Here is a 26987-nt window from a genome sequence, read left to right as displayed (position 1 = left end):
TTATGTTAGATAAAAGTGTCAGAATTTCTGTTATTGAGTAGGTTTCATTTATTGGTTAACCAGATAGTGCATACTGACTCTGTTGTTACTATCCACCCAACTTTTCGCTCTTTTCAAGCCGGCTCTTTGTGCTAGTTCTACAAAACTATCGATGGAATATTTGTAGGAATTTTCGGTATGTATTCTTTCCGATTCTTTGAAGTCAATTTGTTGTTCATTGATGATAACAGATTGGTCTTCCTTGCTTTTTAAGTGCATCTCAATTCTACTTTTTTCAACATTAAAAAAAGCGTCATGTTCAAATAAATCCAGATCAAAATTTCCATTGAGCTCGTTGTTGATCCTGACCAATATATTTTTGTTAAATTCGGCGGTAATTCCTTTTTGATCGTTATAAGCTGCTTCTAGTTGAGCGATTGGTTTTACCAAATCGACACCAATAATAATGGCGCCCTTCGAACCAATAATCTCTCCGACATTTGAGAGAAACGATTCCGCTTGAGCTGGATCGAAATTACCGATTGTTGAACCAGGAAAGAAAACAACTCGGTTTGATTGTACCGTATAATCAAGCCACTTAAATGATTGTGTGAAATCAGCCGCGACAGGAAATACATCAATATTGGGAAATTTTTGTTTGATGATTTCCCCGCTGTAATTTAAGAAGTCTCTGGAAATGTCTATTGGGACGTAGGTTGAAGGGGTATCAAGCGTCGCTAATAGCTTCTGAATTTTTATACCAGCACCTGCGCCGGGTTCAATGATAACAGCGTTGCTACCAATTAACTGTGCTAATTCTGATTTAATTGTATCAATCAGTTCTAGCTCGCTTCTGGTTACATAGTATTCGTCTAGTTGACAGATTTCTTCAAATAATTCAGAGCCAACCTGATCGTAGAAATATTTACAGGGGAGACTTTTTTGCTTTTTTGAAAGGCCGTCAATAACGTCGTCATAAAATTCATTATTATTTTCAATTAGACTACCGACTTTTGCGTCCATTAAATACTCTCCGCCAATCTGATGCCGCTAAACTGCCAACTTGCATCAGGATAAAAGAAATTGCGATAGGATGGTCTGATATGGTTGGCTGGTGTAGCGATAGAACCACCTCGCAAGACATATTGGTTTACCATGAACTTTCCATTATATTCACCGACTGCACCTTCAAGTGGTTTAAAGCCTGGATAAGCTGAATAACTACTTGAAGTCCACTGCCAAAGTTGGCCAAAACATTGTTTCAACTGAGGATGCTGGCTTCGTACAGCCGTTTCCCACTCCTGTTCGGTCGGTAGTCTTTTTCCTCGCCAGTTTGCGAAGGCATTAGCTTCAAAAAAGTTAACATGTTTGACTGGGAGACGTGGCATAACAGGTTTTAGCCCGTTTAACGTATATTCGTGCCACTGACCTTTTATTTTTTTCCAATAGAGTGGATGTGAGACTGAATTTTGGTTAATTTTTTGCCATGCTTCAGATAACCAATACTGAGGGGACTGATATCCACCATCATTAATAAACTCCAAAAAATCCCCATTGCTGATTAAATGAGAATCAATAGTGTAGTCTTGTAAATAGCATTGATGTTGAGGGCCTTCATTGTCGAAATAAAATTCTTCTTGTTGATGGCCGATTGAATATTGTCCCGCCTCAAATCGAATAGCTTCAGATTTTTCACAAGGCTCAAATTGTTCGATATCGCTATAAACTGGAAATTGAGGATTAAAAGAAAACAAATGCTTCAAATCCGTTAACATCAATTCTTGATGTTGTTGCTCATGATTAATTGTTAACTTGATGAGGGGAATAAGCTTTTTCTGAATGTCTGGTTTTATTTCAGCAAATTCGAAAAATAGTTTCTCCATGGCGTGATCAACATGATTTCGATAATGATTAACTGTTTGCCTGTCAGGGCGAGTTAAAAGCCCGCGTTGAGGTCGAGGAAATTGTGCGCCAATTGCATTGTAGTAAGAATTAAAAAGATATTCATAACTGTCGTCAAAAGTACGATAGTCATTAACGAAAGGTTTCAGAATAAAAGTTTCAAACGCCCAGGTAGTATGAGCCAAATGCCATTTTAAAGGTGACGCATCTGCCATTGACTGCGCTTGAACGTCTTCATCCGTCAGGTTTGCACAAATGCTTTGAGAGTGATTTCTTGTATTTTTGTATGACTGTAGAAGGTCACTGCCAGTAACCTTAAAGTTGAGAGCCTGGGTCATTCTACTATCATTTTCCTTTATTGTTAAAGAATGAAAATCGAACAACACACCATTCTCTTTACAATTACTATAGGTCAAAAAGAGGGAACGATGCAAATGTTGTTAGAAAGGTTGTGATTGGTTTAACAGCTTTCTGATATCCACGCATGGACGTTGTGCCAGGCAAAATGTTACATCGGTTAGCTTGAATATTTTATTTGTTTTATTTCGCCTTGAGGCTGTTTTCTAGTGTTTTTGTAAGATCAAAACTTGAATATCCATGAATCTCTTTTTGAGATTTATTGGGCTCAAAATAAGATTGAACGGGCCTGAACAGCGGACTTGTATTCAGCGGTATGAGGTAAATAATTAATCACAATTATTTTCAGTTAGTATCGCTAAAATGAATTTCAGGAGCGAATACTGCTACGATTGGACTTGTCTTTTACAACTTTATCTCTCGAAATGGAACTCTCTGCTCAAATTCAATAGAAATGAGGAATATTTTAATGGTTTGAGGAAGACAAATGGAAAATTCTAAAATACCAATGAGCCTAAAAATTCTCTATACCAGTTTTATGGCTGTGCTGGTTCCATTCTATTGGAGTGCCTATGGCCCCAGTAACTTTTTGTACTTTTGTGACATTGCATTATTTTTGACGTTAGTTGGTATTTGGCGAGAAGATAGTCGCTGGATCAGTATGGCTGCAGTGGGAATCATTATTCCTCAAATGGTTTGGGTAGCAGATTTCTTGGCAATGTTTTTTAATTTTAAGTTGTTAGGCATGACTGAGTATATGTTTAGAGACTCGATTTCTCTATTTGCTCGAAGTTTATCTTTATTCCATGGTTGGTTACCTTTTTTACTTCTTTATCTTCTAAGTAAAACGGGATACCACCGCAAAGCTTTGATCGGATGGACATTGGTTGCTTGGGCAGCGATGCTGGTGAGTTACCTGTTTATGCCTGAACCCGGTCAAGTATTAGACAATGTTAATGCGCCGGTTAATATTAACTATGTTTATGGTTTTAGTGAGACAACGAAACAACAATGGTTGCCAGACCACCTTTATTTGATAGTTTTGATGGTTGTTTTGCCCGCGTTGGTTTATTGGCCGACATCAAAACTGTTAGAAAGATATTTTGGTTTTGGCAATGTTGAGAATGATAAAGCAAAAGCAACTGCGTAAGTTTTTTCGTTAGCGAAATCTGGCCTGATTTTGATGATCCGATTTTAACGATCAAATAAGATGGCCAGATATTTTTGTAAGAGTTATTTAGATAAATATCGTTTCAATTTTCATCTAATCAAAGTTAGAGCAAAGAAATTAGTCTTAACGAATTTTGAATGATAATCGTTAAGGCTAACACTTTGTGATGTTGAGTTGTAATCTGGCAAAATCTAACTTATGCTTAGTTTTGACGAGTTTTTAATCAATAGTCATGTTTAATACTAAGTCCATTCTAAGTAAAGTGCTTGCTCTAAAGTGCAGAAATCCAGACCTCAAAAAATATGGGGCTTTGGAAACCCATTTTAAGTAGGACGATAATTTCCATGTAGTCAATCTACTGCAACAAACTATAAGCAAACCTGAGGCGTACAAAGGAGTGAAATATCTGCAGCTTAATAAGTTTTTGATTATTGTTGTTTGCGTTTTATTGAAGTACGAAACTAGTTTTGCCGACTCTGATAAAAAATTAATTACAGAATTGAAATCGATGACGGAGCAAGTGTTGCGAGATCCGATAGCGACTGACGCTCGTCTAAAAAACATGGATAAAGATTTGATTCAGTCTAACGAAAACTTGCAAGTTTTGTGGTTGCTAAGGAGAGCTGAAGCCAGTCATTATTCCTATCAATTTGCTGAGTTTGAAATGTTTGTTGAGCAGGCTTTTCGGTTAAGTAACGAAAAATCGTTGGCGGAGACACACGCCCTGGTTTTGGTATATTACGGGGTGGTTAAACACCGAAAAGGTGAATATGAGAAGTCGATTGAAGTACTAAACCTGGCGGCTGATTTAGCGATAAAGCTAAATAATAAATATATTTATGCATATGCAATGATTGAAATAGCTTACACGCTAACGTTGGCTGAGAAATACGAGAGTGCATTTAACAAGCTTCAAGAAGGATATGTTCAAGCATCAGAACGGAACTACTCCCTGTTAATTGGACTCGCTGAAGATATTTACGGAACGCTTTATTCGTATGTCGATAAGCCTGAAGAAAGTATCAGACATTATCAAAAGGCTCGGCAGGTTTTTATCGACTTAGAGTACCCTTTTTATGTAGGAGAAAGTACATATGGTATAGCGACAACATATCGTTATGCTAAAGACTGGACAAAAGCCATCAAGTGGTATGGTCGATACAAGCAAGCGGTAAAAGCACTTGATTCAAAATTTTCTCAGTTTTTTTATCACTATGGGGTGGGAATGACGTACTCCGATAAAGGCGATTGCACAACTGCGTTACCTATCATTTTGAAAGCGCTAAAACTGACGGACTTTGAAGACTATAATGCAGAACTGTATAAAAATAGTGCGCTTTGTCAGGCGAAGTTGGGAGACTTTGCCGCGGCCGATGCTTCGATTACTGCAGCAAAAAATATATATCTGAAAATCCCGAAGTTGAATGGAACAACCTGGGTGTTGGAAGTCGATAAAATTGCCGCCCAGGTTGCAGCAATGAAAGGTGATTTTGAATTAGCTTACCAGTTAATTGATAGTTACTACCTGCGTTATATTGATATTCAACAAGAAAATACTTCAGTTAGATTAGAGACCCTTAAGTTAACCTTGCAATTAGAGCGAGAGCAATTGGAGTTAGAGAACCTGGAAAATAAAAATCAGGTGCAAGGGTTAAAGTTAAAAAATCAATTGCGCAAAATTGAAAATCAAAGTTTGTGGCTGTACGGTTCAATTCTGCTAATTTCAATTATTCTTGTGGTTGCTTTCTGGCAACTTCGAGTGTCGAGGCGATTTAAAGCTTTGTCAGTCACCGACGAATTAACAGGATTGTCTAATCGTCGTTTTATATTTGCATCAATTTCTCAGTTATTATCAAGCTCGACCACAAAACAAGTTCATCATTCACTAATGCTAATCGATGTAGATGATTTAAAGCCGATCAATGACAACTATGGTCATCAGGATGGAGACAGGGCCTTAAAGATGGTTGCTGATGCCGGGCGTTCAGTTCTTAGAGATGGAGACGTTTTTGCACGAATTGGCGGTGATGAATACATGCTACTGTTAACTAGAACCAGTAAGAAACTTGAGATGTCTATCGCCAATCGAATTATCCAACGCATCAGCGAAACGCCGGTCATCAGTGAATCTGGAGAAATAATAAACGTCACTGCCAGTATTGGTATTGCGTCAATAGAAGATCTTGAGAGTGAGCCGGAAACGATTTATTCGAGGGTTGATCAGGCGCTTTATCGTGCGAAGAATAATGGCAGGAACTGCGTGAGTCGATAATTTTAAGCTAGCCAGCTGGACAAATTTAACCAGCTGGACGCTCTGCAAGCTATCCAACTGGTGCATTCAGGATAGTCTATACTTGATTCATTTTTCCGGTTTTTGTAGTCGCTTTTAATTATCGCTTTTTATCTTCCAGCTAATTGTTTCTCCAGCAAAGAATGGAACAATGGGATTGCCATTTGGCAAAATAATTTCTTGCGGGATTTGCCAATCTTTTTTCACTAGAGTAACGCGAGAAGTGTTTCTGGGCAGGTTATAAAAATCTGGACCATTTTTACTCGCGAAAGCTTCGAGTTTATCCAGCGCGCCTAATTCCTCGAAAACGTGAGTATAAAGCTCTAATGCACTCCAGGCACTGTAGCAGCCTGCACAGCCACAACTGGATTCTTTCATGTGTTTTTCATGTGGTGCAGAATCGCTTCCCAGAAAGAACTTATTTGAACCTGAAGCGACGACACTGCGTAAAGCTTCTTGGTGGATATTTCTTTTTAGCACTGGTAAGCAGTAGTTGTGAGGACGAATGCCGCCGACTAAGAGATCGTTGCGGTTTAATAGCAAGTGCTGAGGGGTAATGGTTGCAGCAATTTTCTCTGATGCATCAGTCACAAACTCCGCAGCTTCCTTGGTTGTAATATGTTCGAAAACAATTTTAAGTTGTGGGAATTTTTCTGCAATAACCGATAATTTTTGATCGATAAATACTTTTTCTCGGTCGAAAATATCGACAAAGTGATCGGTAACTTCCCCATGGACCAGCAGCAACATATTATGTTCACTCATGGTTTCAAAAACCGGGAATAAAGCGTCTAACTGACTGACCGCTGCGTCTGAGTTTGTGGTCGCACCGGCAGGATAAAGTTTTGCTGCCACAATCCCGGCAGCCTTTGCGTCAATAATATCTTGAGGGCTGGTATCATTGGTGAGGTATATCGTCATTAACGGCGTAAATTCGAGGCCGTTTGGAATAGCTGCGATAATCCGGCTTTCGTAGTCTGCGGCCATTTGCGCATTAACCACCGGCGGCACCAGGTTTGGCATGACGATGGCTCGCTTAAAACAACGAGCGGTCGCCGGGACCGTTTCTTTGAGGATATCTCCGTCTCGGAAATGTAAATGCCAGTCGTCAGGTGCGAGTATGGTTAATTCGTTCATTAAACATCCTATTGTTTTTGATTAGTGATTTAATTTTATCAGATTACTACTTTGAATGACGACGCCTGGCCACCGGTTTTTTTCGACCTGTCATCGATTTCGATTGACGCTTTTTATCTGAATTTTTCTTTCGTTGAGTCAAATGTTTCGCGGTATTTTTGTTGCCGCCATAGCTTTTGTAATTTGGATCTGTCGCAGGGATTAACTGGTTTGGGCCTTCTCCAATTAGTTCTGCACGATTAAGATCTTTCAGCGCCTGACGCAGTAACGGCCAGCTCTTGGCATCATGATAACGAAGAAAAGCTTTTTGCAGTCTGCGTTTGTTCAAATCTCTGACTGAGTCAACACTTTCGCTTTTGTAAGTCACTTTTTTCAGCGGGTTTTTCCCTGAGTGGTACATGGCTGTTGCCAGAGACATTGGCGACGGATAAAAGGTTTGCACTTGATCGACGCGAAATTTATTTTTCTTCAGCCATAAGGCGAGGTTTAACATATCGTTGTCGTCACAACCTGGGTGAGCGGCGATAAAATAAGGGATCAGGTATTGTTCTTTTCCAGCTTCTTTTGAGAACCGATCGAACATTTCTTTAAATTTGTCGTAAGTGTCCATTCCCGGTTTCATCATTTTTGATAGCGTATTATGCTCACTGTGCTCTGGGGCAATCTTCAGATACCCACCCACATGATGAGTGACAAGCTCCTTAACGTATTCGGGGTCTTCTACTGCCAGGTCATATCTTAACCCAGACGCAATAGCGACTCGTTTAACGCCGGGAATTGCTCTCGCCTTGCGGTAAAGCTCAGTGGTTTGCCGGTGGTCGGTGACGAGGTTTTTACAAATGGTCGGATAGACGCAGGATAACTTACGACAGTTTTTTTGAATCTCGTCATCTTTACAGTTCAAATGATACATATTGGCAGTCGGGCCACCCAGGTCTGAAACCGTACCGGTAAATCCTGGAACCTTATCCCGCATTTCCTCAATTTCTCGTATGACAGATTCCTGCGAGCGACTTTGAATAACGCGACCTTCATGTTCGGTGATTGAACAAAATGTACAGCCACCAAAACAACCGCGCATAATATTGACCGAAAAGCGGATCATTTCATAAGCTGGAATTTTGGCATCGCCATAAGATGGATGAGGAACTCTTTCATATTCCAGGTCGAAAACACCATCGATTTCATCGGTTTCAAGTGGAATCGGCGGTGTATTAATCCAGACTTCCTTAGTGCCATGTTTTTGAACTAACGCAAATGCATTATGGGGATTGGATTCTAAGTGTAAAATACGCGACGCGTGGGCGTAAAGCGCGGCGTCTCCACGAATTTTTTCAAATGACGGTAAACGGATGACAGTATTTTTTTTGTCTAATCCTTTTTTACCCATAAGTGGCATTGGAATGACTCTTATGGGAATTTCAGTTGAGTTTTTGTTTTCTGATTGCTTGCTCTGACAAGAGTCAGAATTGGGATCTTCATATTCGTATGGATTTTTCTCAAATGGGTTTGGCATATCAGCCAGATTGCCGGGCCAGTCAATACGAGTCGAGTCAACTTCTGTCCAACCTGCAGGAATATGATCGCGAACTATGGCGGTACCAGGGATATCCGTTAACTCTTCAATAGCACGGCCCATTGAAATTTGATGGGCTATTTCGGCCATCGCGCGCTCTGCATTGCCGTAAAGCAGGATATCTGCAGCGGAATCTAACAATACTGAGCGTCGAACTTCATCGCTCCAGTAATCATATTGGGCTATTCGACGCAAACTGGCTTCAATGCCACCGATCACCGTGGGCACTTTGGGAAAGGCTTCACGGCATTTTTGGGTATAAACAATGACGGCTCTGTCAGGGCGTTTTCCAGCATCGCCATGGGGTGTGTAGGCGTCATCATTACGAATTTTTTTATCCGCAGTGTAGCGATTGATCATCGAATCCATGTTCCCGGCTGTAATGCCAAAAAACAGGTTAGGTTCACCCAATACCTTAAGTGCCTCTGGATCGTTCCAGTCTGGTTGAGAAATAATGCCCACTCGGAAGCCCTGAGATTCCAGAAATCTACCAATTACCGCCATGCCGAAGCTGGGATGATCGACATAGGCATCGCCCGAGACAATGATAATGTCGCAACTATCCCAGCCCAGCTCGTCCATTTCAGCACGAGACATTGGCAAAAATTTCGCTCTACCGTAGCATTCTGCCCAGTATTTTGGATATGAAAACAGGTGTTGTTCGGCTTTAATCATTAACTTTTTGTCGGCTTCAACGGGATTAGTCGAAAAATGGGCGCGTATTCTCTCAAAAATAGCGGAGTTTTTCACTATTTGTTTAAAAATTAGTCAAATTAATTTACAAGTGTCGACCAGTTGCTGAATTAACGAGATAAGTGATGAGATGGGAGAATCACGCCATAGTAGAATTGCTCAAACAAGTGCTGAAGAGGCCTTACGGCTTGCGCACGGTAGTTATCAGGATTTGATAAGCACCCGCTATATTTCAACACAACACATAGAGTTTAGCTACTTTGGGAGTTCGAAAAATGCTTAGAGTTATACTGTTTTTAAGTTTGTCGCTATTATCCGTTGGTTCCCATGCTGGCCAACAAGGTGATGCAGTTGCAATAAAGAAGGTTGTTTTAGACTATATTGAATCCCAGCATGTACCGTCTCCCAAAAGAATGAGTAAGGCACTCGATAAAAAACTTGCCAAAAGAACCTACTGGAAAAATGCTGACGGAACTGAATTTGTGATGGAGACCAGCCGGGATACAATGCTAAAGGTTGCTGAAACTTATAATGCAGATGGTAACAAATTTCCTGAAAATCCTCGTAAAGAAATAAAAATTCTTGATATTGATGGGCGCGTCGCAACTATTAAACTGACGGCTGATGACTGGATTGACTATATGCATCTTTTTAAAAACCAACAGGGCGAATGGAAGATAATCAATGTACTTTGGCAATACCATGAACAATCCAGGCAACAGAGTAAAAAATAGTTTCTTTATGCCATACGTATTGATTTGGTTTTACGTTTCTGCCTTGAACTTTAATTTAGTCTCTTAGTCAATTTTCTGTCAGAATTCTGGTTAATTAAATTCAATTAAAGCAAATTTTAGATCACAGTAATTCAGAACGGTTACGAGGCGTAAATCATGAGTTCACTAAAAAGCTATCAGGGAGGTTGCCATTGTGGCGCGATTCAATTTCAAATTAGTTGTGAGCCAATAACACAAGGCTGCCAATGTAATTGCTCAATATGTCGACGTAAAGGCGCGACCATGTCCGCGCAATACTTTGACGAACACTTTAGTTTAATTCAGGGACAGGAAAGCTTGCAGTGTTACCAGTTTGGCGATCACGCAGTTAATCATTATTTTTGCAAGCATTGTGGTATTTATCCCTTCCATGAAGTGTCTGACGTTCCCGGCCGATATCGTGTGAATCTTGGTTGTATTGAACGGGTTAGTCTGGAAAGATTACAGATAAAAACCATTGACGGAGCCAGTTTTTAATGGTGACCGCCACCGCCGAAAAATAATGGGGTTAGCTATTTTAAATTTGATGTTTGGGCTCAGGCTAGCTAATTTTTAGACGAGGATTGCGGCGAATAGTAGAGTATCTAATTACTACAATATACAAATACTATTCGCCATTTATTTTATTTTGCCGCCTCGAACAATGCGTCGATAGTACCTTGTGCTAATGGGTGGTACCCAGGGCGAGCTTGTTTATAAACACCTTTTACAAATTGATAATATTGTTTATTTTTTATTAACTCTTTATAAAGCGGAACAATTAATTTTCTCCGACCGATTGAGATTAAATAATCTTCCAACCTTTTTTCAATCTTCGAATATTGACGCTTAATACTCAACAGTAACCAAGCGTGGGCAACTTCATTGTTGGTTGAATTGGTCAAGTTAAATGCTTTATCAAGAGCTGCCATACGAGTTAGAGAAATATCGGCGGGCAAATTATTGATAAAGTAAAGCCATTCATGAATTGTCCAGTTAGCTGTGGGAATATCAGCTAAAGATGAGTTGTTTTTGGTCCAATGATCGATATGTTGTTGAACTTTGACAAAAGCATTTGACGTCGGTTTGGGAGTTTCAGCGGGCATGCCTGCCGCGTATATCCAGCGATTGATCTCTGTATCGCTAACCACTCCCGGATTAGGTATTAGTAAATTAGTTTTTAAGTACTTAACGAATCCTTCTGTATCTAGGCTTTGAAAAGCGTGATCGTCGAAATATTTTCTCACAAAAGGATCAAATTTTTCTCGTCCGAACCGCTGCTCTAAAAACATTAAAAACAGTTGTCCTTTGGTATAAGGCACACCACTAAATGCGTCATCTGGATCTCTATCTTTGATCGCGACGTGTAAAATAGAGTCTCCTTTGGGAAGCTCTTCAAGTTCCGCGATTAAATCTTGCGCTGCAAGCGCTTGCTCCATGACTGCGCGGTCTTTGCCAAAAATCACTTCCATGATTCTATTTTCTACATAACTGGTAAATCCCTCATTCAACCAGAGATCTCGCCACGTCGCGTTAGTCACCAGGTTACCTGACCAGGAATGGGCCAACTCATGGGCGATTAATGAAACCAGGCTTTTGTCTCCGGCAATAACCGTTGGAGTGATAAAAGAGAGTCGCGGATTTTCCATTCCACCAAAGGGAAAAGAAGGTGGCAGTATCAACAGGTCATACTGATCCCAGCGGTATTCGCCATATAGCTTTTCGGCTGCATCAATCATCGCCTGGGTATCAGAAAATTCACTCGCCGCAGAATCAAGATAGGCCGTTTCCGAATAGATAGCCGTTTGTTTCGACATTTTTTTGTGATGAATATCACCGGCAGCAATTGCAATCAAATAAGGAGGAATGGCTTGAGGCATTTCAAATTGGTAGACCCCTTGCTGGTTTCTTTGAGGTGTATTATTTGCGCTCATCACCGGTCTTAGCGTCGGTTCTGTCTTGATTGTTGCAGAATAAGTGACTCGCATTGCCGGTGTATCTTGAATGGGCATCCAACTTCTAGCGTGAATTGCTTGTGACTGACTAAACATAAAGGGATGTTTTTTCCCGGCGGTTTGTTCTGGCGTTAACCATTGCAGGCCGGATGCCTCTGGACGAGAATTATAATGAACTCTTACCTTGGCCGTGTTTTTCGTTAATGGGATCGTGAGTTGATTTCCGCGTATTGAATCAAGTTCAGCAAGTTGAAATTTTCCCGCTTGCCATTGATTGTCGATTAACAATTCTACTTTATGGATATCAAGTGCTCTGGTGTCTAACTGGAGTTTATCAACGCTTTCATCCAGTTTTTTTAGATGATGTTCAATATATCCGGTGAGTTGTTTTTGTTTAAAATCTACCGCGAGGTCCAGATGCACATGGGTCGAAATGATCGCCTGATAGTTCGACTGCGTATGCCAGTCTTTATTTTCTTTGGCCATTATTGAATTCGAGACGACCGCGTTAGAAACGACTAAAATAATAAAAGTTAAAATTGATTTCATAGATTTGGTTCGACAAGTAAAAAGTTTGGTTAATAATTATTAGGAAAAGCAGTCTATCATAGGCTATTGGAAATGTGTAAAGGCATCACAGGATCGTTTGAAACGCAGTTAAATGTATTTTGAACGGAATTGATGTTGTGTTGTTACCTTTTTAACACATTGATTTATATGTTAAAAATTCAAGGTCCATAAGCTGTTGGCTGTTCGAGTCGCATACGATCTGCCTGTTTATCGGCTAATTTAGCATTGTTTGATTCCACTTGTAAGGTCTCAGGAGTTTTAGGAGAATCGAGTTTTAAAAGCAGGTACGCAAAGAGAACGTGAATTGATATGAAGAATGAATTGAATTACGAATTTAAGCTGCTTTCATCTGACGATATTGTCACGATGAGAGAACTATTAAACCTGTTCGGTGACGTATTCAATGAGGTTGATACCTATTGCAATCATCAGCCCGATACTGCATATCTCCGTCGTTTACTGGATAAAGCGCATTTTATGGCTATTGTCGCGCTAAATTCTAATAAGGTCATCGGTGGTCTTGCCGCTTATGAACTGCAAAAATTTGAACAGGCTCGAAGTGAAATTTATATTTATGACTTAGCTGTTGATGAGGCAGAGAGGCGCCAAGGAGTTGCTACGGGTTTAATCCAGACACTTAAGAAAATTGCCGCGGAGCGAGGGGCTTACGTGGTTTTTGTTCAAGCAGATCAGGGCGACGAACCTGCCATTGCTCTTTACAATAAGTTAGGAATACAAGAAGAAGTATTACATTTCGATATCGCAATAAAAACAGGTTAGTTTTCTCGTATTCTTTGTATTTACCACATGACAGTGCCTTTATCGCTTGCTTTTGCTTTAATGAGTAAAGTATCAGCTTTTTCAATCAGTGACTTCGCCGAAATTGTTTCATTTGCCTTACGAATGGTCGCGCCGAAAGTTGCCTCAATATGCTCTATCTGACCTTTCTTTTTGAATGTTTGCTGATTGATATTTTTGTGCAGTCGATTCACAAAACCTTTGATCTCTTGTTCGTGTTCCAGTGTTGCCGCCACACAAAACTCGTCACCACCATATCGACCTAGTAGATCGAAATGCCGGAGTTGTCCTCGGAGTGATTGGCTAACTAACTGAAGAACTTTATCGCCTTGCATGTGGCCATAATGGTCGTTGATATATTTAAAGTTATCGAGATCAATCATGATGATAACCATCGGCTTATTCGCGCGATCAGCTCTTAGTAGTTCCTGTTCCAATCGATCACTAAATTCGTTAAAGCGTAAGGTTGCAGTTAGTCGGTCCCAGGTTGCATCGCGATAATAAACCAGATTTTTATGGGCAACAATCAGCGTTAAAACGAAAGATAAAACGAGCAAGGCCCATGGCCCATATAAAAAAACTCGGTTTAATGCTTCTGATTGAACAAAGTCGAGAAAAATATCTACGCTACCTAAGGTTGTATATAAAACTAATACTAAAGTCATTAGCCTGGCGTATGCCATTTTTGCTTTTACTACTTTGATGAGTAACCAGTAGATCGGAATAAGAGCAGGAAGAGTCAGCACTTCTATTACTTCTAACGGATAGTAGAGTAGTCGATCTTCCGGTAATAGAAAACATATGGGAATAAGAGCTGCGGACAGACCGATGAGAAGCTTTAAGAAAAGAGGGAGTGGCTGTTGAAAAAACTTAAAAATAAACAACGGCAACAACGAAAAAATGGCGAAGAAAAGAGCGACATTAGTTCTAAATAGCAGGCTCATTGGTAGATCGCTGGCGATCGCCAGATCACTATAAGTATAAAGATAAACTGACCAAACAAACAGAAACAAACTGTAGTAAAGATTTTCGCTTGAAAGGCGATTAAACAAATAATAAACGAAATGGAGCAGCCCAAAAATCGCGAGCACTAAAATAAAAGCAAGGGCCCGGTAGTTATTGGTATAAAAGTTATCGAGTAATTGATGGTGCGTGTCAATGACCGGAACCGATTGTGTCAATCCCCCCGGACGAGCATCATTATAGATCCAGAAGTGAATGGTATTCTCTTGACCGAATTTGAGCGTTTCTTTAGGAATCGCGTAAAGTCTTGAATATAAAACGGCCTTATCAAATTCAGGCGGAAATTCACCGGTTTCACCGATCAATTGATTGTTAATGTAGGTTTTATCTGCGTCTCTAATTTTGCTAATGTAAATGCCTAGTGGCTCTTTTTCGACAGATTTTGGTAGTGTGAATTGAGTGTAGATCAGTGCATAGCCGTCATAACCGGGATAAACAGACTCCCAACCGGCAGGTAAAGTAATTGGCTGGCAATCGAGTACGTCTACATCGACATTAGGCTGATAATTTTGCACTGGGCAAAACTTCCAACCCTGCTCTAAATGCAACGGTAAAACAGACTTGGGACTTTCTTCAGCCAGCAGGAATTGGCTGAACAATAAAATAGTCCATAGTACGATATTTTTAAACATCAACTAGGTTTCATCTCTCTTTTTGTTATTTTGCCGACCCTGGTGTTATTATAGATGATTATTCACTGATTCCTGCAAGATCGAGAATAAATGCATATTGCTTTGCCTGATCAATAAATGATTTGTATCGCCCCGATTTGCCACCATGCCCAACCTCCATATCTGTATCTAATATCAATAAATTGTTATCTGTTTTATGGGCCCTGAGTTTGGCAACCCATTTGGCCGGTTCCCAATATTGAACTTGCGAATCATGGAGACCGGTGACAACCAGTGTATTGGGATAATCTTGCTTACTGACTTGATCATAAGGCGAGTAAGAGAGCATGTATTCATAATAGTCTTTGTCATTTGGGTTACCCCATTCATCATATTCGCCGGTGGTCAGAGGTATCGATTCGTCTAACATCGTCGTGACCACGTCAACGAAAGGAACTGCTGCGACGACGCCGTGATAAAATTCCGGCGCCATATTCATGACTGCACCCATCAGCAATCCACCGGCACTGCCTCCCATTGCATAAACTTTTTTATTATCGCCGTAACCCTTTTCCGTCAGCGCTTTGGTCACATCAATATAGTCTGTGAATGTATTCATTTTGGTGAGTTTTTTGCCATCTTCGTACCATTGCCTGCCGAGCATTTTTCCACCTCGTATATGCGCAATGGCATAAACAAAGCCACGATCTAAAAGGCTTAACCGAGAAATACTAAACGAAGGGTCTATGGTTATCCCGTAAGACCCGTAGGCATAAACCAACAAAGGATTTTTACCTTCTTTCTTGAATTTATCTTTTCGATAAACGAGAGACACCGGAACTTGCTTTCCATCCCGTGCTTCAATCATTATTCTTTCGCTTTGATAGGCTTTGATATCGAAATTGCCGAGCACTTTATCTTGCTTTAACAGTTTACTCTGACGAGTTTGAGGGTCATATTCATATTGGGAATCAGGTGTGGTCATACTGGAATAAAAATACCGAATCACTTTCGATGCAGGATCAGGGTTATTTCCAATTCCAATGGTATAAGCAGCATCGTCAAATTCTATTTCTTGAAGGATATTTCCTTGATAGTCCCGCAAACGAAGTTTTTCTATTCCCTGAACTCTCTCATTTATAACCAGGTAGTCATTAAATAATTCAAATTCTTGCAGTAAGGTATCGTGTTGATGAGGAATGAGTTCTCGCCAGTGGCGCTTACTGCCGATTTGTTTTTCATTCACATACATTAACTTTTCATTTAGTGCATTAAGATCAGTTTGAAAGTAGAAGTTTTCGCCAATGTGATCAGCACTGTATTTGTGATCTTTTTCCCGAGGCAAAAAGCATACTAGTTCGCTTGAAGGATCATTTGCATCAAGAAAGTGTTCTTCACTATTCATGGTTGATGAAACACCAATACCGATATACTTCTCTGAGCGAGTTTTATAAATGTAGGTATAAAAAGTATCATCTTTTTCTTCGTAAACCAGGATGTCATCACTCGTTGGTGTGCCAATCTTGTGCCGATAAACTTGAAACGGGAGAAGCGTTACAGGATCTTTTTTAACATAAAACAAAGTCTGATTGTCATTTGACCAGACAATTTCTCCTGAAGTGTTTTGGATTATTTCGGGGTAATATTCACCTGAAGATAAACTTTTAATGCGAATATCGTATTGTCGACGACTGACAGTATCTTCAGCAGTCGCTAACAACTTTTGATCGGGACTAATTTCGAGAGCCGCCAACTGATAAAACTCGTGGCCTTTTGCACGCTCATTCTGATCGATTAATAACTCGTGATGAGCTTCTAGATTACCTTTTTGACGAATGTGGATTCGATAATCCTGGCCATCTTCATATTTAGACCAATACCAATAGCCTTTATCGAAAACCGGGACAGATTCATCATTGGGTTCAAGTCGCCCTGTCATTTCATCGAATAAGGTCTGCTGCAATTTTTCGGTATGCGCCAGTTTATGTTTAGCGTAGGTATTTTCTGCTTGTAAATAATTGATGACTTCGGGGTTTTCGCGTGAATCGTCTCTTAACCAATAGTATTGATCGTTGCGCTGATGTTCATGAGTTTCGAGAATATGATCGATTTTCGTTGCAATAGGGGGGTAATGCTTACTTTCCTGCTGGGACATTCAGACTCTCCGCGTCCTTTTGTATCGGGGGATTACTCAAAAGCGTAGGATAGCAAATTAATATTGTTTGATTCTAGTTGGTTTTTATGGCGGTTGATACAAAATCGGTAATTCATGGCAAACCGAGTTAAATCAAGCAAAGTGTGACTTAAAAGTCTGATATTTGCGGGAAATCGGTTACACTACCTCTTTTAGAACCAATAAATTTTTAGGATATATGGCCAAAAAGAAATCGCCATCAATTGACCCTCACTTTGATCGAGAGTCAAAAAAATATGATAACCCCATCCCCAGCCGAGAATTTATTCTTGAATTGCTGGAAAAAGCCGGCGGACCGCTAAAATTTAAAGCGATTCAGTTTAATCTTAATCTTTTTGATGTCGAACAAGAAGTTGCATTGTCACGCAGGCTAAAAGCAATGGAACGTGATGGACAGCTGCATTGCGACCGCCGTGGTGCTTATGGGATCGTTGACAAGCTTGACCTGGTGGCTGGAACCGTCATTGGCCACAGAGACGGGTTTGGTTTTTTCACACCTGAATCGGGTGGAGACGACTGGTTGTTATCGGCAAGAGAAATGCGTCGAGTATTCCCCGGAGAGAGGGTGCTTGTAAGAGAAAAGAAAGTACATTCCGATGGGCGCAAAGAAGCCGGAATTGTGGAAATTCTCGAAAAAGATGAGCCTTTACAAATTGTCGGGCGTTATTACCAGGAGAGCGGCATTAATTTTGTGACGCCGGAAGATACACGGATTGTTCAAGATATTCTGATTCCGCCTGATGACCCTTTGAAAGTCGAATCGGGCCAGGTAGTCGTTGTTCATGTGGTTACCAGACCAACGGTACGATCTAAGGCGGTTGGTACTGTTGCGCAAGTTTTAGGTGATTATCTCGCGCCGGGAATGGAAATTGAAATTGCCATTGCTCAATACGGCATAAGAAATCAATGGTCAAGCGAAGTTCATGATCAACTACAACAGCTTCCGTTAGAAGTTGAAGAAAGTGAGCTTAAAGGCAGGGTGGACTTGCGTGATTTGCCATTAATTACGATTGATGGGGAAGACGCCAGAGATTTCGACGATGCGGTTTATTGTAAACCCACCTCAAGTGGTGGTTGGAAGTTATGGGTAGCCATTGCCGATGTAAGTCATTATGTGAGGCCGGACAGCCCACTGGATTTGGAAGCACAAAAAAGAGGGAACTCGGTTTATTTTCCGAACTCAGTTGTGCCGATGTTGCCAGAACAAGTTTCTAACGGATTGTGTTCGTTGAAGCCAGAAGTTGATCGACTCTGTATGGTTTGCGAAATGAATGTGAGTGCTAAAGGGAAGGTCAGTCGAAGTAAGTTTTATCCGGCAGTAATGCATTCAAAAGCTCGTATGACTTACACCAAAGTGTGGAAGATTATTCAGGGTGATGAGGCTTTAGTTGAGCAATATTCCGAACTGCTCAAACCTATTCACGATTTACACCAACTTTATCAGGCCAGATTGCTCGTTAAACAGCAACGTGGTGCGATCGATTTTGAAACAACAGAGACGCAAATTTTATTTAATGATAATCGAAAAATTGACAAAATTGTGCCTGTTGTCCGCAATGACGCCCATAAGATTATTGAAGAATGTATGATTTGTGCAAATGTGGCTGCGGCGAAATTTTTTATTAAAAATAAAACCCCGGGGCTTTATCGAGTTCACTTAGGCCCAAAAGAAAAGAAGTTAGAAAAGTTTCGCGGCTATCTCGCGGAGTTGGGACTTTTTATTACCGGTGGAGCAGAGCCTGCCCCAGAGGTTTTTCAACGGCTTTTAGAAGAAGTCAGCGTTCGACCTGATGCAGAAAATATCCAGATCATGTTGTTACGTTCTATGAGTCAGGCGGAATACTCGCCTGATAACGAGGGTCATTTCGGTTTGGCATTTGATGCTTACACCCACTTTACTTCGCCGATTCGTCGGTATCCCGATTTGATTGTTCATCGAATTATTAAGGCGCTAGTGGCGGATGAAGCATTACAAAGTTCCCGGGAAAGTCAGCAAGTGTTAAAGCGCTATGATAGAGAAAGCTTAGCGACAATCGGTCAGACAAGCTCGATGACCGAGCGAAATGCCGATATGGCAACTCGTGATGTTGTTGATTGGCTGAAATGCGAATACATGCAAAGTCATATCGGAAAGCAGTATTCAGGTGTTGTCAGTGGGGTGACAAACTTCGGTTTATTTGTTCGACTTGATGAAGTTTTTGTTGAAGGCTTAGTGCACGTCACTGAGTTAGGAAGCGATTATTTTCATTACGATAGCACTCGCCAGCGGATGATTGGAGAAAAAACTCGACAGTCTTTTGGCATTGGTGACGAGTTAGAAATTGAAGTAGCTCAAGTTGATATTGAGCAACGTAAAATTGATTTCACTTTGGTTGAGGTAATGACTCAAGCAGACGGAACCAAAAGAAAAATGAGCGAAAGAGAAAAACTCTATGCTCGGGCTCGAATGAAATCCATGCGCGACAAAAATGATGTGGGTAGTGGCCGAAAGAAAAAAAGCAAATCGGTTACATCGAAAAGTAAAGTTAAGAAAAAAGTGGCTTCAAAAGCCAAGAGTAAATCTAGCCGTCGTAAAAAACGCTAGTATTGCAGCTCTAAATTTAAGTTAATCGTTTTTTCTTGAAGTTGTAATAGCGTTTGTAAAACCTGAATTTTAGATTGAGATAGAAAATGAGTCAAAATGAGAGAATATTTGGCATTCACGCCGTGGAAAGCTTTCTGGAGAAGTCGCCAGAAAGAGTGATCCAATTATTTTTACAAAAAAATCGCCATGATAAAAAACTTTCTCATATAGAAAAATTAGCGAATAACGCAGGACTCCGCTTTCAACAAGTTGATAAAAGAAAAATGGATGACTGGATTAACGGAAATCATCAAGGGGTTATCGCCGAAGTAAAAATTAATGATGCGTTGATGAATGAAAATCAACTACTCGAACTGGCGGAAGAAAAACAAGATTTGCTTTTGCTTGTTCTAGATGGTGTGACCGACCCGCACAACTTAGGTGCCTGTCTTAGAACGGCAGATGCTTCTGGCGTTGATGCAGTCGTTGTTCCCAAAGATCGCTCGGCTTCATTAACTGCCGTTGCGCGAAAGGTTGCGTGTGGAGCCGCAGAGCATGTGCCTGTTGTTAAGGTGACGAATCTTTCCAGATTTTTAACTAAGTTAAAACAACAAAATGTCTGGGTTATTGGCACTGCAGGTGAGGCAACTTCAGATCTTTATCAGACTCAGTTTAGCGGTGCGACTGCGCTGGTTATGGGAGCCGAGGGAAGTGGTATGCGCCGACTAACCAGAGAACAATGTGATCAATTAATTAAAATACCGATGAGCGGCAGTGTGTCGAGTCTAAATGTCTCAGTGGCAACCGGTGTATGCCTGTTCGAAATTGTTAGACAGAGAAGTCGTTAGGTTACTAGAACGAAAGATAAACACGCCCTAAGATAAAACTAAAGAATTATTTGAAAAAAACAGGTTTAGCGTTTTGGTTGGCAACCATGTTACCGACTCCGGCTATTCAAAATATATTGTGTGGGAGAAACCAGTGAAAAAAATATTTTTAATAACTTGTTTATTGTTGGCTGCATGTGGCGACGATAAATCGACGCAAAATAATGATAGTAAGCAGCAAGTCGGTAAACAAACCAGTGAGAAGACCGTTTCGCAGCCCGATCAAAATGAAGCTTTCGACGATTTTAAGAAAAAGTTTCTTGAAGAGTTCTGGTCACTTAACCCAAGTTATGGAGTTTATGTCGGCTATTACAAACATGATGATAAGCTAGTGGTTCCTGATAAGAAAAGTGTTGCTAAAGAGGTCGCTTTTACACGAAAAGTTTTACAGCAACTTAAAGGTTTTGATATCGACAAACTTTCTGCAGCGAATGCGACGGATTGGTCCTTGATAAAAAACCAAATCGAGTCGGCACAGTGGTATCGGGAAGTATTTAAGTCAAGTCACTGGAATCCTTCAAATTATAATGTTGCCGGCGTTTTTGGCGTCATACTTAATACGGAATATAAACCATTGGAAGAAAGGTTGCGTGCTATTTCAACCAGGCTCGATCAAGTGTCAGCATATTATCAAGCTGCCATTGACAATATAACGGTTCCAACTATTGAGCATACTGAGTTAGCCATACAACAAAATACAGGCGCGCTCAGTATTTTCGAGAAATCGATTCCAGAAAGTGTTGAAAGTTCTACATTATCAAAAGCTGAAAAAGACGCATTTACTCCAAAACTAGAGAAAGCGGTTGCTGCTATTAATGGCTACATCAATTGGTTAAAAGCAAAGAAAGAAAAAATTGCTGACGGTGGAGCGAGAGATTTTCGCATAGGAGAAAGCTTGTATGAGCAAAAGTTTAAACATGATATCGTTTCTGATTATAGTGCAAAGGAACTTTACCAGAAGGCGTTAACGGCTAAACAAAATTTGCATCAGGAAATGATTAAAATTACCACGCAACTGTGGCCTAAATATTTTCCTGACACACAAATTCCGGCGGAACCTTTGGTTGCGGTCAAACAACTGATCGATCATTTATCGGTTAAACATGTTAAGAGAAGTGATTTTGTTAACGAAGTGAAACGGCAAATGCCGATCATTGAAAAATTCATTATTGAAAAAGATCTCCTTGATATGGACCCATCACGCCCGTTGGTTATCAGGGAAACACCTGAATATCAGCGCGGGATTGCAGGCGCTTCAGTCAATGCGCCAGGACCTTACGATGCAACGGCCAATACTTATTACAACGTTACGCCGCTTGATCATTATACTGAAGAGCAGGCTGAGAGCTATTTGCGAGAGTACAATCATTGGATTCTGCAAATACTCAATATTCATGAAGCAATGCCGGGCCATTACACGCAACTTTTACATGCGAATAAATCACCGAGTTTAATCAAGTCAATTTTTGGTAATGGTGCAATGATCGAAGGCTGGGCTGTGTATTCTGAGCGAATGATGCTCGAAGCGGGGTACGCCAATGATGAGCCTGAAATGTGGTTAATGTACAGCAAGTGGAATCTCAGGGTGGTAATGAACACTATCCTTGATTACAGCATTCAAGTGCTAGGAATGACCAGGGAAGACGGCTTGAATTTATTAATGAATGAAGCGTTTCAAGAACGTACCGAAGCTGAAGGAAAATGGCGAAGAGCAACTTTGACGCAGGTTCAGTTAACCAGTTATTACAATGGATACGCCGAGATTTATGCTTTTCGAGAAGAAATGAAAAATAAACTAGGGGATAAGTTTGACCTGAAAAAATTCCATAATAAATTCTTAAGTTACGGCAGTGCGCCGGTTCCTGTGATTCGCTCATTGATGTTAAGAGAACTCGGTTTGTAATCTGGATTTGCCTTCTATTGACGAAAAAACGATGTGAGTTTTCTAAAATAGAAGGCAAGATCTTTAACCGTTACATTTTTTAATGTTAAGCGAGATTGGTTTAACTCCAGGCTATTTATTGGTTGCGATCCCCACGTCGAGCCGTTCAAACCAGTCGAGAAACTGACCAATCATTTCTCCTTTGAAAATACCACCATGTTGTGGCGCCATAATTTCGATATCTAACCTTCTTACTCGTTTCACCCATTCTTCTTTTGCTTTATTTGATGGCATCCAACGTCGGTGAAAATATTCCATTTTGGGAATGTGGGCATCAAAATCTTCAACGAAAAATGGGGCGGCACTATCGTCAAGCGCTGCACCGATATCACCACTCATGAGAATTTTGGCTTCTTTATCATAGACGTTGAAATTACCAGAGGAATGGACATAGTGAGCAGGAATAAACTGCAGCGTAATATTACCAAGTTGAATTTCTTTACCTTCATCAGGAATCGGATCATATTCAATACTGCTCATACCAAAATGACGAATGAAAGACTCCCAAATCCAGGGTGAATAAAGTTTGGAATTTTTTAAGCACTGATCCCAGAGTCCTAGCGAAGAAATGATGTCTGGGTCTTGATGTGATGCAAACAACGCTTTGATGTTATCCAGGGTGGTATAACGTAAAACAGAAGTTAGCATTTGAGAAAATAGTTCTATGCCACCTGGATCAAGGATAATGCTTTGACTGCCGCTGGTTATCATATATTGGTTGGTGTCGATTATTTTCTCGTCTTTATCGGGATCTCGTCCAAAACAGAGCCATCGATGTTTATCTTTTTGATACAGGGAAATCGCTTTCATTGTCTTTTGTTATTCCTTATTTTAATAAATCGATTAATTTTTTTGCGATCAAACGTGCAGTAGCTTTAAGTTCTTAAATGGGCTAAATGTCGACGGGCTTTTTCCAGATGAGAGTTAATTCTCTGCCCGGCGCTGGAAACTTTGTCTGCCACAGAGTTCAATGAGTTTTGGAAATCTTCGTGTGCTCTTGAAGCCTCAACTCTGGATACAACCGAAACAACTTGAGTTGCTCGCAATTCCATTTTAGTTTCATCCAAGCGGTCGACCAGTTCTCTCAAACTAGAGCGTATTTGTCGTTCCAATGATTTTCTGGTTGAGTTAACGGTTGCATAAATCGGCGCAAGTTCATTGTCTTGCCCATCCTCAAGGTTGTAGTTGACCTGATCTAAGCGCGAAATAAATCCCTGCACGCGAAAAAGATCCGATGCGATTTTGGTCTGTGAAATCGCTATAGTATTAACGCTGCTAGCTGCTTCAATGGTGAGCTTGGACAATCCTTCGATAAAACGCGTAATCTCATTAAATCCAGCAGCAGTTGAACCTGCTCTTACTGCCAAAGCGCGTGCGTTCTTTGAAGTAATTGATAATTCTTCTGCAATTGATTGGGCTTTAAATAGTTCAGAAGCAACGTGAGCTACTGAAATAAATGTGTCTGCGGCATCGTTGTTTTGCGCCATTAATTCGCCTTGGCCGTTAAGGAGAGCGTAGTTAATAAATAGGCAAATTTTTATAATATTTCCAGTTTTTAGTGGTTTAATTACATCGATAGTTTATTGCATTCTCTTAGTGTGTAGGTTTTTAGAGTAACCTCCTGGGCCGTATCGATTGAGTTAGTTGACAAAAACAGAATGATAGATTGAACTCAGTCGCGCTGGTTTGGGTCAAAAAGGTTCAAGCCAAATTGAGAAAACCAATTGATGAAAGAATAATGGAATTATTGATTAAATATCAGTGATTACTTAAGTTGAAATCATCAGGAGTGAAATTTGAACGTAAAATTAAGCCTGTTTATTAGACAATTTTTTCAGCGAACACTGGTTTTCGCCTTAGCCAATATCTTTTGGATTTCTGCGGTTTATGCCGCTGAAGAAGCCGCTTCCTGGAATGAGCGTTTGGTTAAAGCTGCGCAGGAAAGGACAAAGCAAAACGTGACCTACTCAGGGCGCTATATCTCAATTCGGTATCCTGGTGGAGATGTGCCTGAAAATATCGGCGTCTGTACCGATGTGATTATCAGAAGTTATCGGCAATTAGGAATTGATTTGCAGCAATTGGTCCATGAAGATATGCGTGACCATTTTGAGTTATACCCTGACAACTGGGGGCTAAAAAGACCAGACACAAATATCGATCATCGTCGAGTTCCCAATCTGCAAGTGTTTTTTTCTCGGTTTGGAGAGCAATTGCCTATCTCAAAAAACGCAGCTGCATACCAACCGGGCGATATGGTGACCTGGATGCTACACAGAAACCTGCCCCATATCGGTATTGTTAGCAACAGAAAGTCCTCTGACGGCCAAAGGTACCTGATCGTGCATAATATTGGGCTTGGACCACGTGAAGACGATTTTTTGTTCGGCGCTAAAATTACTGGGCATTACCGGTTTGCTCCGCAAGCTAAGTAAAGTCATCAAGGCTTTAATGAACAGCGTAATCAACTTAATGTAATCGGCTTTTTTAAGGCTGGTAATAATATCTCTCGATTTCAAATACGACGACCAGTCGCGCCCCGCAAAATCATCGACTTTACAGGCTGTATCCAGTAATATACGCGGTTTTTCAGGCGAGGTTAAAACCTCGTTTTTTCAGCGATTTTTGTAAGGTTTTATTATGCGCAGCCATTATTGTGGTGATTTACTTGAAATACCAGCCGGAGAGTCTGTCAAAATTGCGGGTTGGGTGCATCGTCGCCGTGATTTGGGCGGTTTGATTTTTCTACAAATTCGAGATCGAAGCGGCATCATTCAGGTGGTGATTGAGCCTGATCAGGCTGAGTTGTTTGCCCAGGCTGAAGATCTTCGCAGTGAATTTGTGGTTTGTGTCGATGGGGTTGTTCGTCTGCGCCCGGAAAGTATGATCAATAAAGATATGGAAACCGGGACGATCGAAGTATTGGCTTCCGGTCTGACTGTTCTTAATAAATCGGAAACACCTGCTATCCTGATTGACGGCCATGAAGATGTTTCTGAAGAGTTACGCCTCAAATATCGATATCTCGACTTACGTCGCCCAGAAATGCAGCAGCGTCTTTTATTTCGTAATAAAGTCGCGAAAAAACTACGCGATTTTCTTGAAGCTGAAAACTTTACCGATATTGAAACCCCTATTCTGACCAAAGCAACACCTGAAGGTGCGCGCGATTATCTGGTACCAAGCCGTACCAACAAAGGTTCTTTTTTCGCTTTACCTCAGTCACCACAGTTATTTAAACAATTACTGATGATGAGTGGTTTTGACCGCTACTATCAAATCGTCCGATGTTTCCGAGACGAAGATTTAAGAGCCGATCGTCAGCCAGAATTTACCCAGCTTGATATCGAAACTTCATTTATGGATGAAGAGGCGATTATGGGATTGATGGAAAATATGATCCGCCAGGTATTTAAAGACTGTCTTGATGTAGAGCTTGGCGAGTTTCCTCGTATGCCTTACGCTGAGGCAATGCAGCGATACGGCAGTGATAAACCGGATTTGCGGGTAGCCATTGAGTTGGTCGATGTGGCTGATTTGCTTAAGCAGGTTGAGTTTAAGGTATTTGCTAATCCAGCAAACGATCCTAAAGGCCGTGTGGCGGTCATTTGTGTTCCCGGCGGTGCAGAGCTAAGCCGCAAGCAGATTGACCAATATGGTGAGTATGCCGGGCGTTATGGCGCCAAAGGATTAGCTTGGATAAAAATTAATGAAACCGGAAAGGGTAGTGAGGGCGTTCAGTCGCCAATCGCGAAGTTCTTAAATGATGACATTATTAATCAATTGATAGAGCGCACCAATGCGAATGCCGGCGATATCTTATTGTTCGGCGCTGATTCGTATAAAGTGGTTACCGATGCAATGGGGGCATTAAGGCTTAAAGTTGCGAGTGACCGTAACTTAATAGAAGATGCATGGAAACCGCTATGGGTGGTTGATTTCCCGATGTTCGAAGAGGAAAACGGCCAACTTCACGCGTTACACCATCCATTTACAGCACCTCAGGAAAACGATGCTGACAAGCTTCGAGCAGCTCCTACGGAAACCTTATCTCGTGCCTATGATATGGTATTGAACGGATGTGAGGTCGGCGGTGGCTCGGTTCGTATCCACGATCAGAATATTCAATCGGCAGTTTTTGATTTATTAGGAATTGAAAAACAGGAAGCGGAAGAAAAATTTGGATTTTTGTTAGAAGCCTTAAAATATGGTTGTCCACCTCACGGTGGAATTGCATTTGGCCTTGACCGGTTGGTGATGCTAATGGTTGGCGCTGAGTCGATTCGAGATGTAATAGCGTTTCCAAAAACGACTACCGCGAGTTGCCCTTTAACATCGGCACCTTCTCCAGTATCAGAAGCACAGCTGGCTGAGCTGGCAATTAAGTCACTGGCCAAAAGCAAAGGTGAGGATGTAGAATAAAACGGTGATATTGCATCGTCGTAGCAGTATTTTCAAGCAAGATGAATGACGAAGTTAAGGATAAGTTTTTAGTCGAGAAAAGCACTAAATTAGCAGCGCTATTTTTAATCGTTGATTTTAATTGTGGGTTTTAACCGTAACTTTTAATCAAGGCATTGATAGCTC

19 protein-coding genes are annotated in these 26987 nt (G+C 40.8%); 10 read left to right on the top strand and 9 right to left on the bottom strand.

Annotated features, from left to right (window positions below):
* Positions 1-48: 48 nt before the first annotated feature.
* Complete coding sequence (gene egtD, locus FLL46_RS14180; RefSeq protein ID WP_142894471.1) at positions 49-1002, bottom strand: L-histidine N(alpha)-methyltransferase; 954 nt, start codon at positions 1000-1002, stop codon at positions 49-51.
* A complete protein-coding gene (egtB, locus tag FLL46_RS14175) occupies positions 1002-2219 on the bottom strand; it encodes an ergothioneine biosynthesis protein EgtB (protein ID WP_142894470.1) in 1218 nt (405 codons plus the stop codon). Before egtB ends, egtD begins: the two co-directional genes overlap by 1 nt.
* Positions 2220-2725: 506 nt before the next feature.
* On the opposite strand from egtB, the gene FLL46_RS14170 reads away from it, so the two are divergent.
* Together FLL46_RS14170 and FLL46_RS14165 are read left to right on the top strand one after the other, a co-directional pair.
* Positions 2726-3388, top strand: coding sequence for a hypothetical protein (locus FLL46_RS14170; protein WP_142894468.1), 663 nt, complete (start codon positions 2726-2728; stop codon positions 3386-3388).
* A 418-nt stretch (positions 3389-3806) separates the two neighbouring features.
* Positions 3807-5681, top strand: coding sequence for a GGDEF domain-containing protein (locus tag FLL46_RS14165; RefSeq protein WP_142894467.1), 1875 nt, complete (start codon positions 3807-3809; stop codon positions 5679-5681).
* Between the two features lie 114 nt (positions 5682-5795).
* On the opposite strand, the gene pyrC is transcribed toward FLL46_RS14165, so the two are convergent.
* Entirely contained in the window at positions 5796-6836 is a 1041-nt protein-coding gene (gene pyrC, locus FLL46_RS14160) for a dihydroorotase (protein ID WP_142894465.1), read from the bottom strand.
* Positions 6837-6882: 46 nt separating this feature from the next.
* On the bottom strand, positions 6883-9087 hold the full coding sequence (locus FLL46_RS14155; RefSeq protein WP_142932250.1) for a YgiQ family radical SAM protein: 2205 nt from the start codon (positions 9085-9087) through the stop codon (positions 6883-6885).
* Between the two features lie 293 nt (positions 9088-9380).
* On the opposite strand from FLL46_RS14155, the gene FLL46_RS14150 reads away from it, so the two are divergent.
* Positions 9381-9839: a nuclear transport factor 2 family protein gene (locus tag FLL46_RS14150; protein ID WP_142894463.1), complete on the top strand. Its 459-nt coding sequence runs from the start codon at positions 9381-9383 to the stop codon at positions 9837-9839.
* Positions 9840-9995: 156 nt separating this feature from the next.
* Positions 9996-10355 (top strand): GFA family protein, encoded by a 360-nt coding sequence (locus FLL46_RS14145; RefSeq protein WP_142894461.1) that lies wholly within the window; start codon positions 9996-9998, stop codon positions 10353-10355.
* Positions 10356-10501: 146 nt separating this feature from the next.
* Here FLL46_RS14145 and FLL46_RS14140 read toward each other — a convergent pair whose 3' ends face one another.
* The gene (locus FLL46_RS14140) at positions 10502-12361 is read right to left on the bottom strand and encodes a M1 family metallopeptidase (protein ID WP_142894459.1); all 1860 of its coding nucleotides are present in this window, start codon (positions 12359-12361) and stop codon (positions 10502-10504) included.
* A gap of 330 nt (positions 12362-12691) precedes the next feature.
* Here FLL46_RS14140 and FLL46_RS14135 point away from each other — a divergent pair, with 330 nt between their 5' ends.
* The gene (locus FLL46_RS14135; RefSeq protein WP_142894457.1) at positions 12692-13162 is read left to right on the top strand and encodes an AAC(3)-I family aminoglycoside N-acetyltransferase; all 471 of its coding nucleotides are present in this window, start codon (positions 12692-12694) and stop codon (positions 13160-13162) included.
* A 20-nt stretch (positions 13163-13182) separates the two neighbouring features.
* On the opposite strand, the gene FLL46_RS14130 is transcribed toward FLL46_RS14135, so the two are convergent.
* Both FLL46_RS14130 and FLL46_RS14125 read right to left on the bottom strand, forming a co-directional pair.
* A complete protein-coding gene (locus FLL46_RS14130; RefSeq protein WP_142894455.1) occupies positions 13183-14835 on the bottom strand; it encodes a GGDEF domain-containing protein in 1653 nt (550 codons plus the stop codon).
* A gap of 58 nt (positions 14836-14893) precedes the next feature.
* Entirely contained in the window at positions 14894-16969 is a 2076-nt protein-coding gene (locus FLL46_RS14125; protein ID WP_142894453.1) for a S9 family peptidase, read from the bottom strand.
* Positions 16970-17186: 217 nt separating this feature from the next.
* On the opposite strand from FLL46_RS14125, the gene rnr reads away from it, so the two are divergent.
* The 3 genes from rnr (at position 17187) to FLL46_RS14110 (ending at position 22361) form a co-directional block, all read left to right on the top strand.
* On the top strand, positions 17187-19592 hold the full coding sequence (rnr, locus tag FLL46_RS14120; protein ID WP_142894451.1) for a ribonuclease R: 2406 nt from the start codon (positions 17187-17189) through the stop codon (positions 19590-19592).
* 86 nt (positions 19593-19678) lie between these two features.
* The gene (rlmB, locus tag FLL46_RS14115; protein WP_142894449.1) at positions 19679-20419 is read left to right on the top strand and encodes a 23S rRNA (guanosine(2251)-2'-O)-methyltransferase RlmB; all 741 of its coding nucleotides are present in this window, start codon (positions 19679-19681) and stop codon (positions 20417-20419) included.
* A 133-nt stretch (positions 20420-20552) separates the two neighbouring features.
* A complete protein-coding gene (locus FLL46_RS14110; protein ID WP_210418709.1) occupies positions 20553-22361 on the top strand; it encodes a DUF885 domain-containing protein in 1809 nt (602 codons plus the stop codon).
* Between the two features lie 111 nt (positions 22362-22472).
* Here the strand turns inward: FLL46_RS14110 and FLL46_RS14105 are convergent, their stop codons facing one another.
* A complete protein-coding gene (locus FLL46_RS14105; protein ID WP_142894447.1) occupies positions 22473-23210 on the bottom strand; it encodes an oxygen-binding di-iron domain-containing protein in 738 nt (245 codons plus the stop codon).
* A 65-nt stretch (positions 23211-23275) separates the two neighbouring features.
* Positions 23276-23887 (bottom strand): hypothetical protein, encoded by a 612-nt coding sequence (locus tag FLL46_RS14100; RefSeq protein WP_142894445.1) that lies wholly within the window; start codon positions 23885-23887, stop codon positions 23276-23278.
* A gap of 309 nt (positions 23888-24196) precedes the next feature.
* Here FLL46_RS14100 and FLL46_RS14095 point away from each other — a divergent pair, with 309 nt between their 5' ends.
* Both FLL46_RS14095 and aspS read left to right on the top strand, forming a co-directional pair.
* Positions 24197-24835, top strand: coding sequence for a DUF1287 domain-containing protein (locus FLL46_RS14095; protein WP_246119320.1), 639 nt, complete (start codon positions 24197-24199; stop codon positions 24833-24835).
* A 205-nt stretch (positions 24836-25040) separates the two neighbouring features.
* On the top strand, positions 25041-26822 hold the full coding sequence (gene aspS / locus FLL46_RS14090) for an aspartate--tRNA ligase (RefSeq protein WP_142894443.1): 1782 nt from the start codon (positions 25041-25043) through the stop codon (positions 26820-26822).
* Positions 26823-26987 lie beyond the last annotated feature (165 nt).

This window comes from Aliikangiella coralliicola (genome assembly GCF_007004725.1).
In the GTDB taxonomy this organism is placed as follows: Bacteria; Pseudomonadota; Gammaproteobacteria; order Enterobacterales; family Kangiellaceae; genus Aliikangiella; species Aliikangiella coralliicola.
This window is presented reverse-complemented; position numbering and strand designations above follow the sequence as displayed.

Bases quoted from the DNA above. Each gene is read 5' to 3' on its own strand.
- egtD (WP_142894471.1), bottom strand. From the start codon at position 1,002: ATGGACGCAAAAGTCGGTAGTCTAATTGAAAATAATAATGAATTTTAT.
- egtB (WP_142894470.1), bottom strand. From the start codon at position 2,219: ATGACCCAGGCTCTCAACTTTAAGGTTACTGGCAGTGACCTTCTACAG.
- FLL46_RS14170 (WP_142894468.1), top strand. From the start codon at position 2,726: ATGGAAAATTCTAAAATACCAATGAGCCTAAAAATTCTCTATACCAGT.
- pyrC (WP_142894465.1), bottom strand. From the start codon at position 6,836: ATGAACGAATTAACCATACTCGCACCTGACGACTGGCATTTACATTTC.
- FLL46_RS14155 (WP_142932250.1), bottom strand. From the start codon at position 9,087: ATGATTAAAGCCGAACAACACCTGTTTTCATATCCAAAATACTGGGCA.
- FLL46_RS14150 (WP_142894463.1), top strand. From the start codon at position 9,381: ATGCTTAGAGTTATACTGTTTTTAAGTTTGTCGCTATTATCCGTTGGT.
- FLL46_RS14145 (WP_142894461.1), top strand. From the start codon at position 9,996: ATGAGTTCACTAAAAAGCTATCAGGGAGGTTGCCATTGTGGCGCGATT.
- FLL46_RS14140 (WP_142894459.1), bottom strand. From the start codon at position 12,361: ATGAAATCAATTTTAACTTTTATTATTTTAGTCGTTTCTAACGCGGTC.
- FLL46_RS14135 (WP_142894457.1), top strand. From the start codon at position 12,692: ATGAAGAATGAATTGAATTACGAATTTAAGCTGCTTTCATCTGACGAT.
- FLL46_RS14130 (WP_142894455.1), bottom strand. From the start codon at position 14,835: ATGTTTAAAAATATCGTACTATGGACTATTTTATTGTTCAGCCAATTC.
- FLL46_RS14125 (WP_142894453.1), bottom strand. From the start codon at position 16,969: ATGTCCCAGCAGGAAAGTAAGCATTACCCCCCTATTGCAACGAAAATC.
- rnr (WP_142894451.1), top strand. From the start codon at position 17,187: ATGGCCAAAAAGAAATCGCCATCAATTGACCCTCACTTTGATCGAGAG.
- rlmB (WP_142894449.1), top strand. From the start codon at position 19,679: ATGAGTCAAAATGAGAGAATATTTGGCATTCACGCCGTGGAAAGCTTT.
- FLL46_RS14105 (WP_142894447.1), bottom strand. From the start codon at position 23,210: ATGAAAGCGATTTCCCTGTATCAAAAAGATAAACATCGATGGCTCTGT.
- FLL46_RS14100 (WP_142894445.1), bottom strand. From the start codon at position 23,887: ATGGCGCAAAACAACGATGCCGCAGACACATTTATTTCAGTAGCTCAC.
- aspS (WP_142894443.1), top strand. From the start codon at position 25,041: ATGCGCAGCCATTATTGTGGTGATTTACTTGAAATACCAGCCGGAGAG.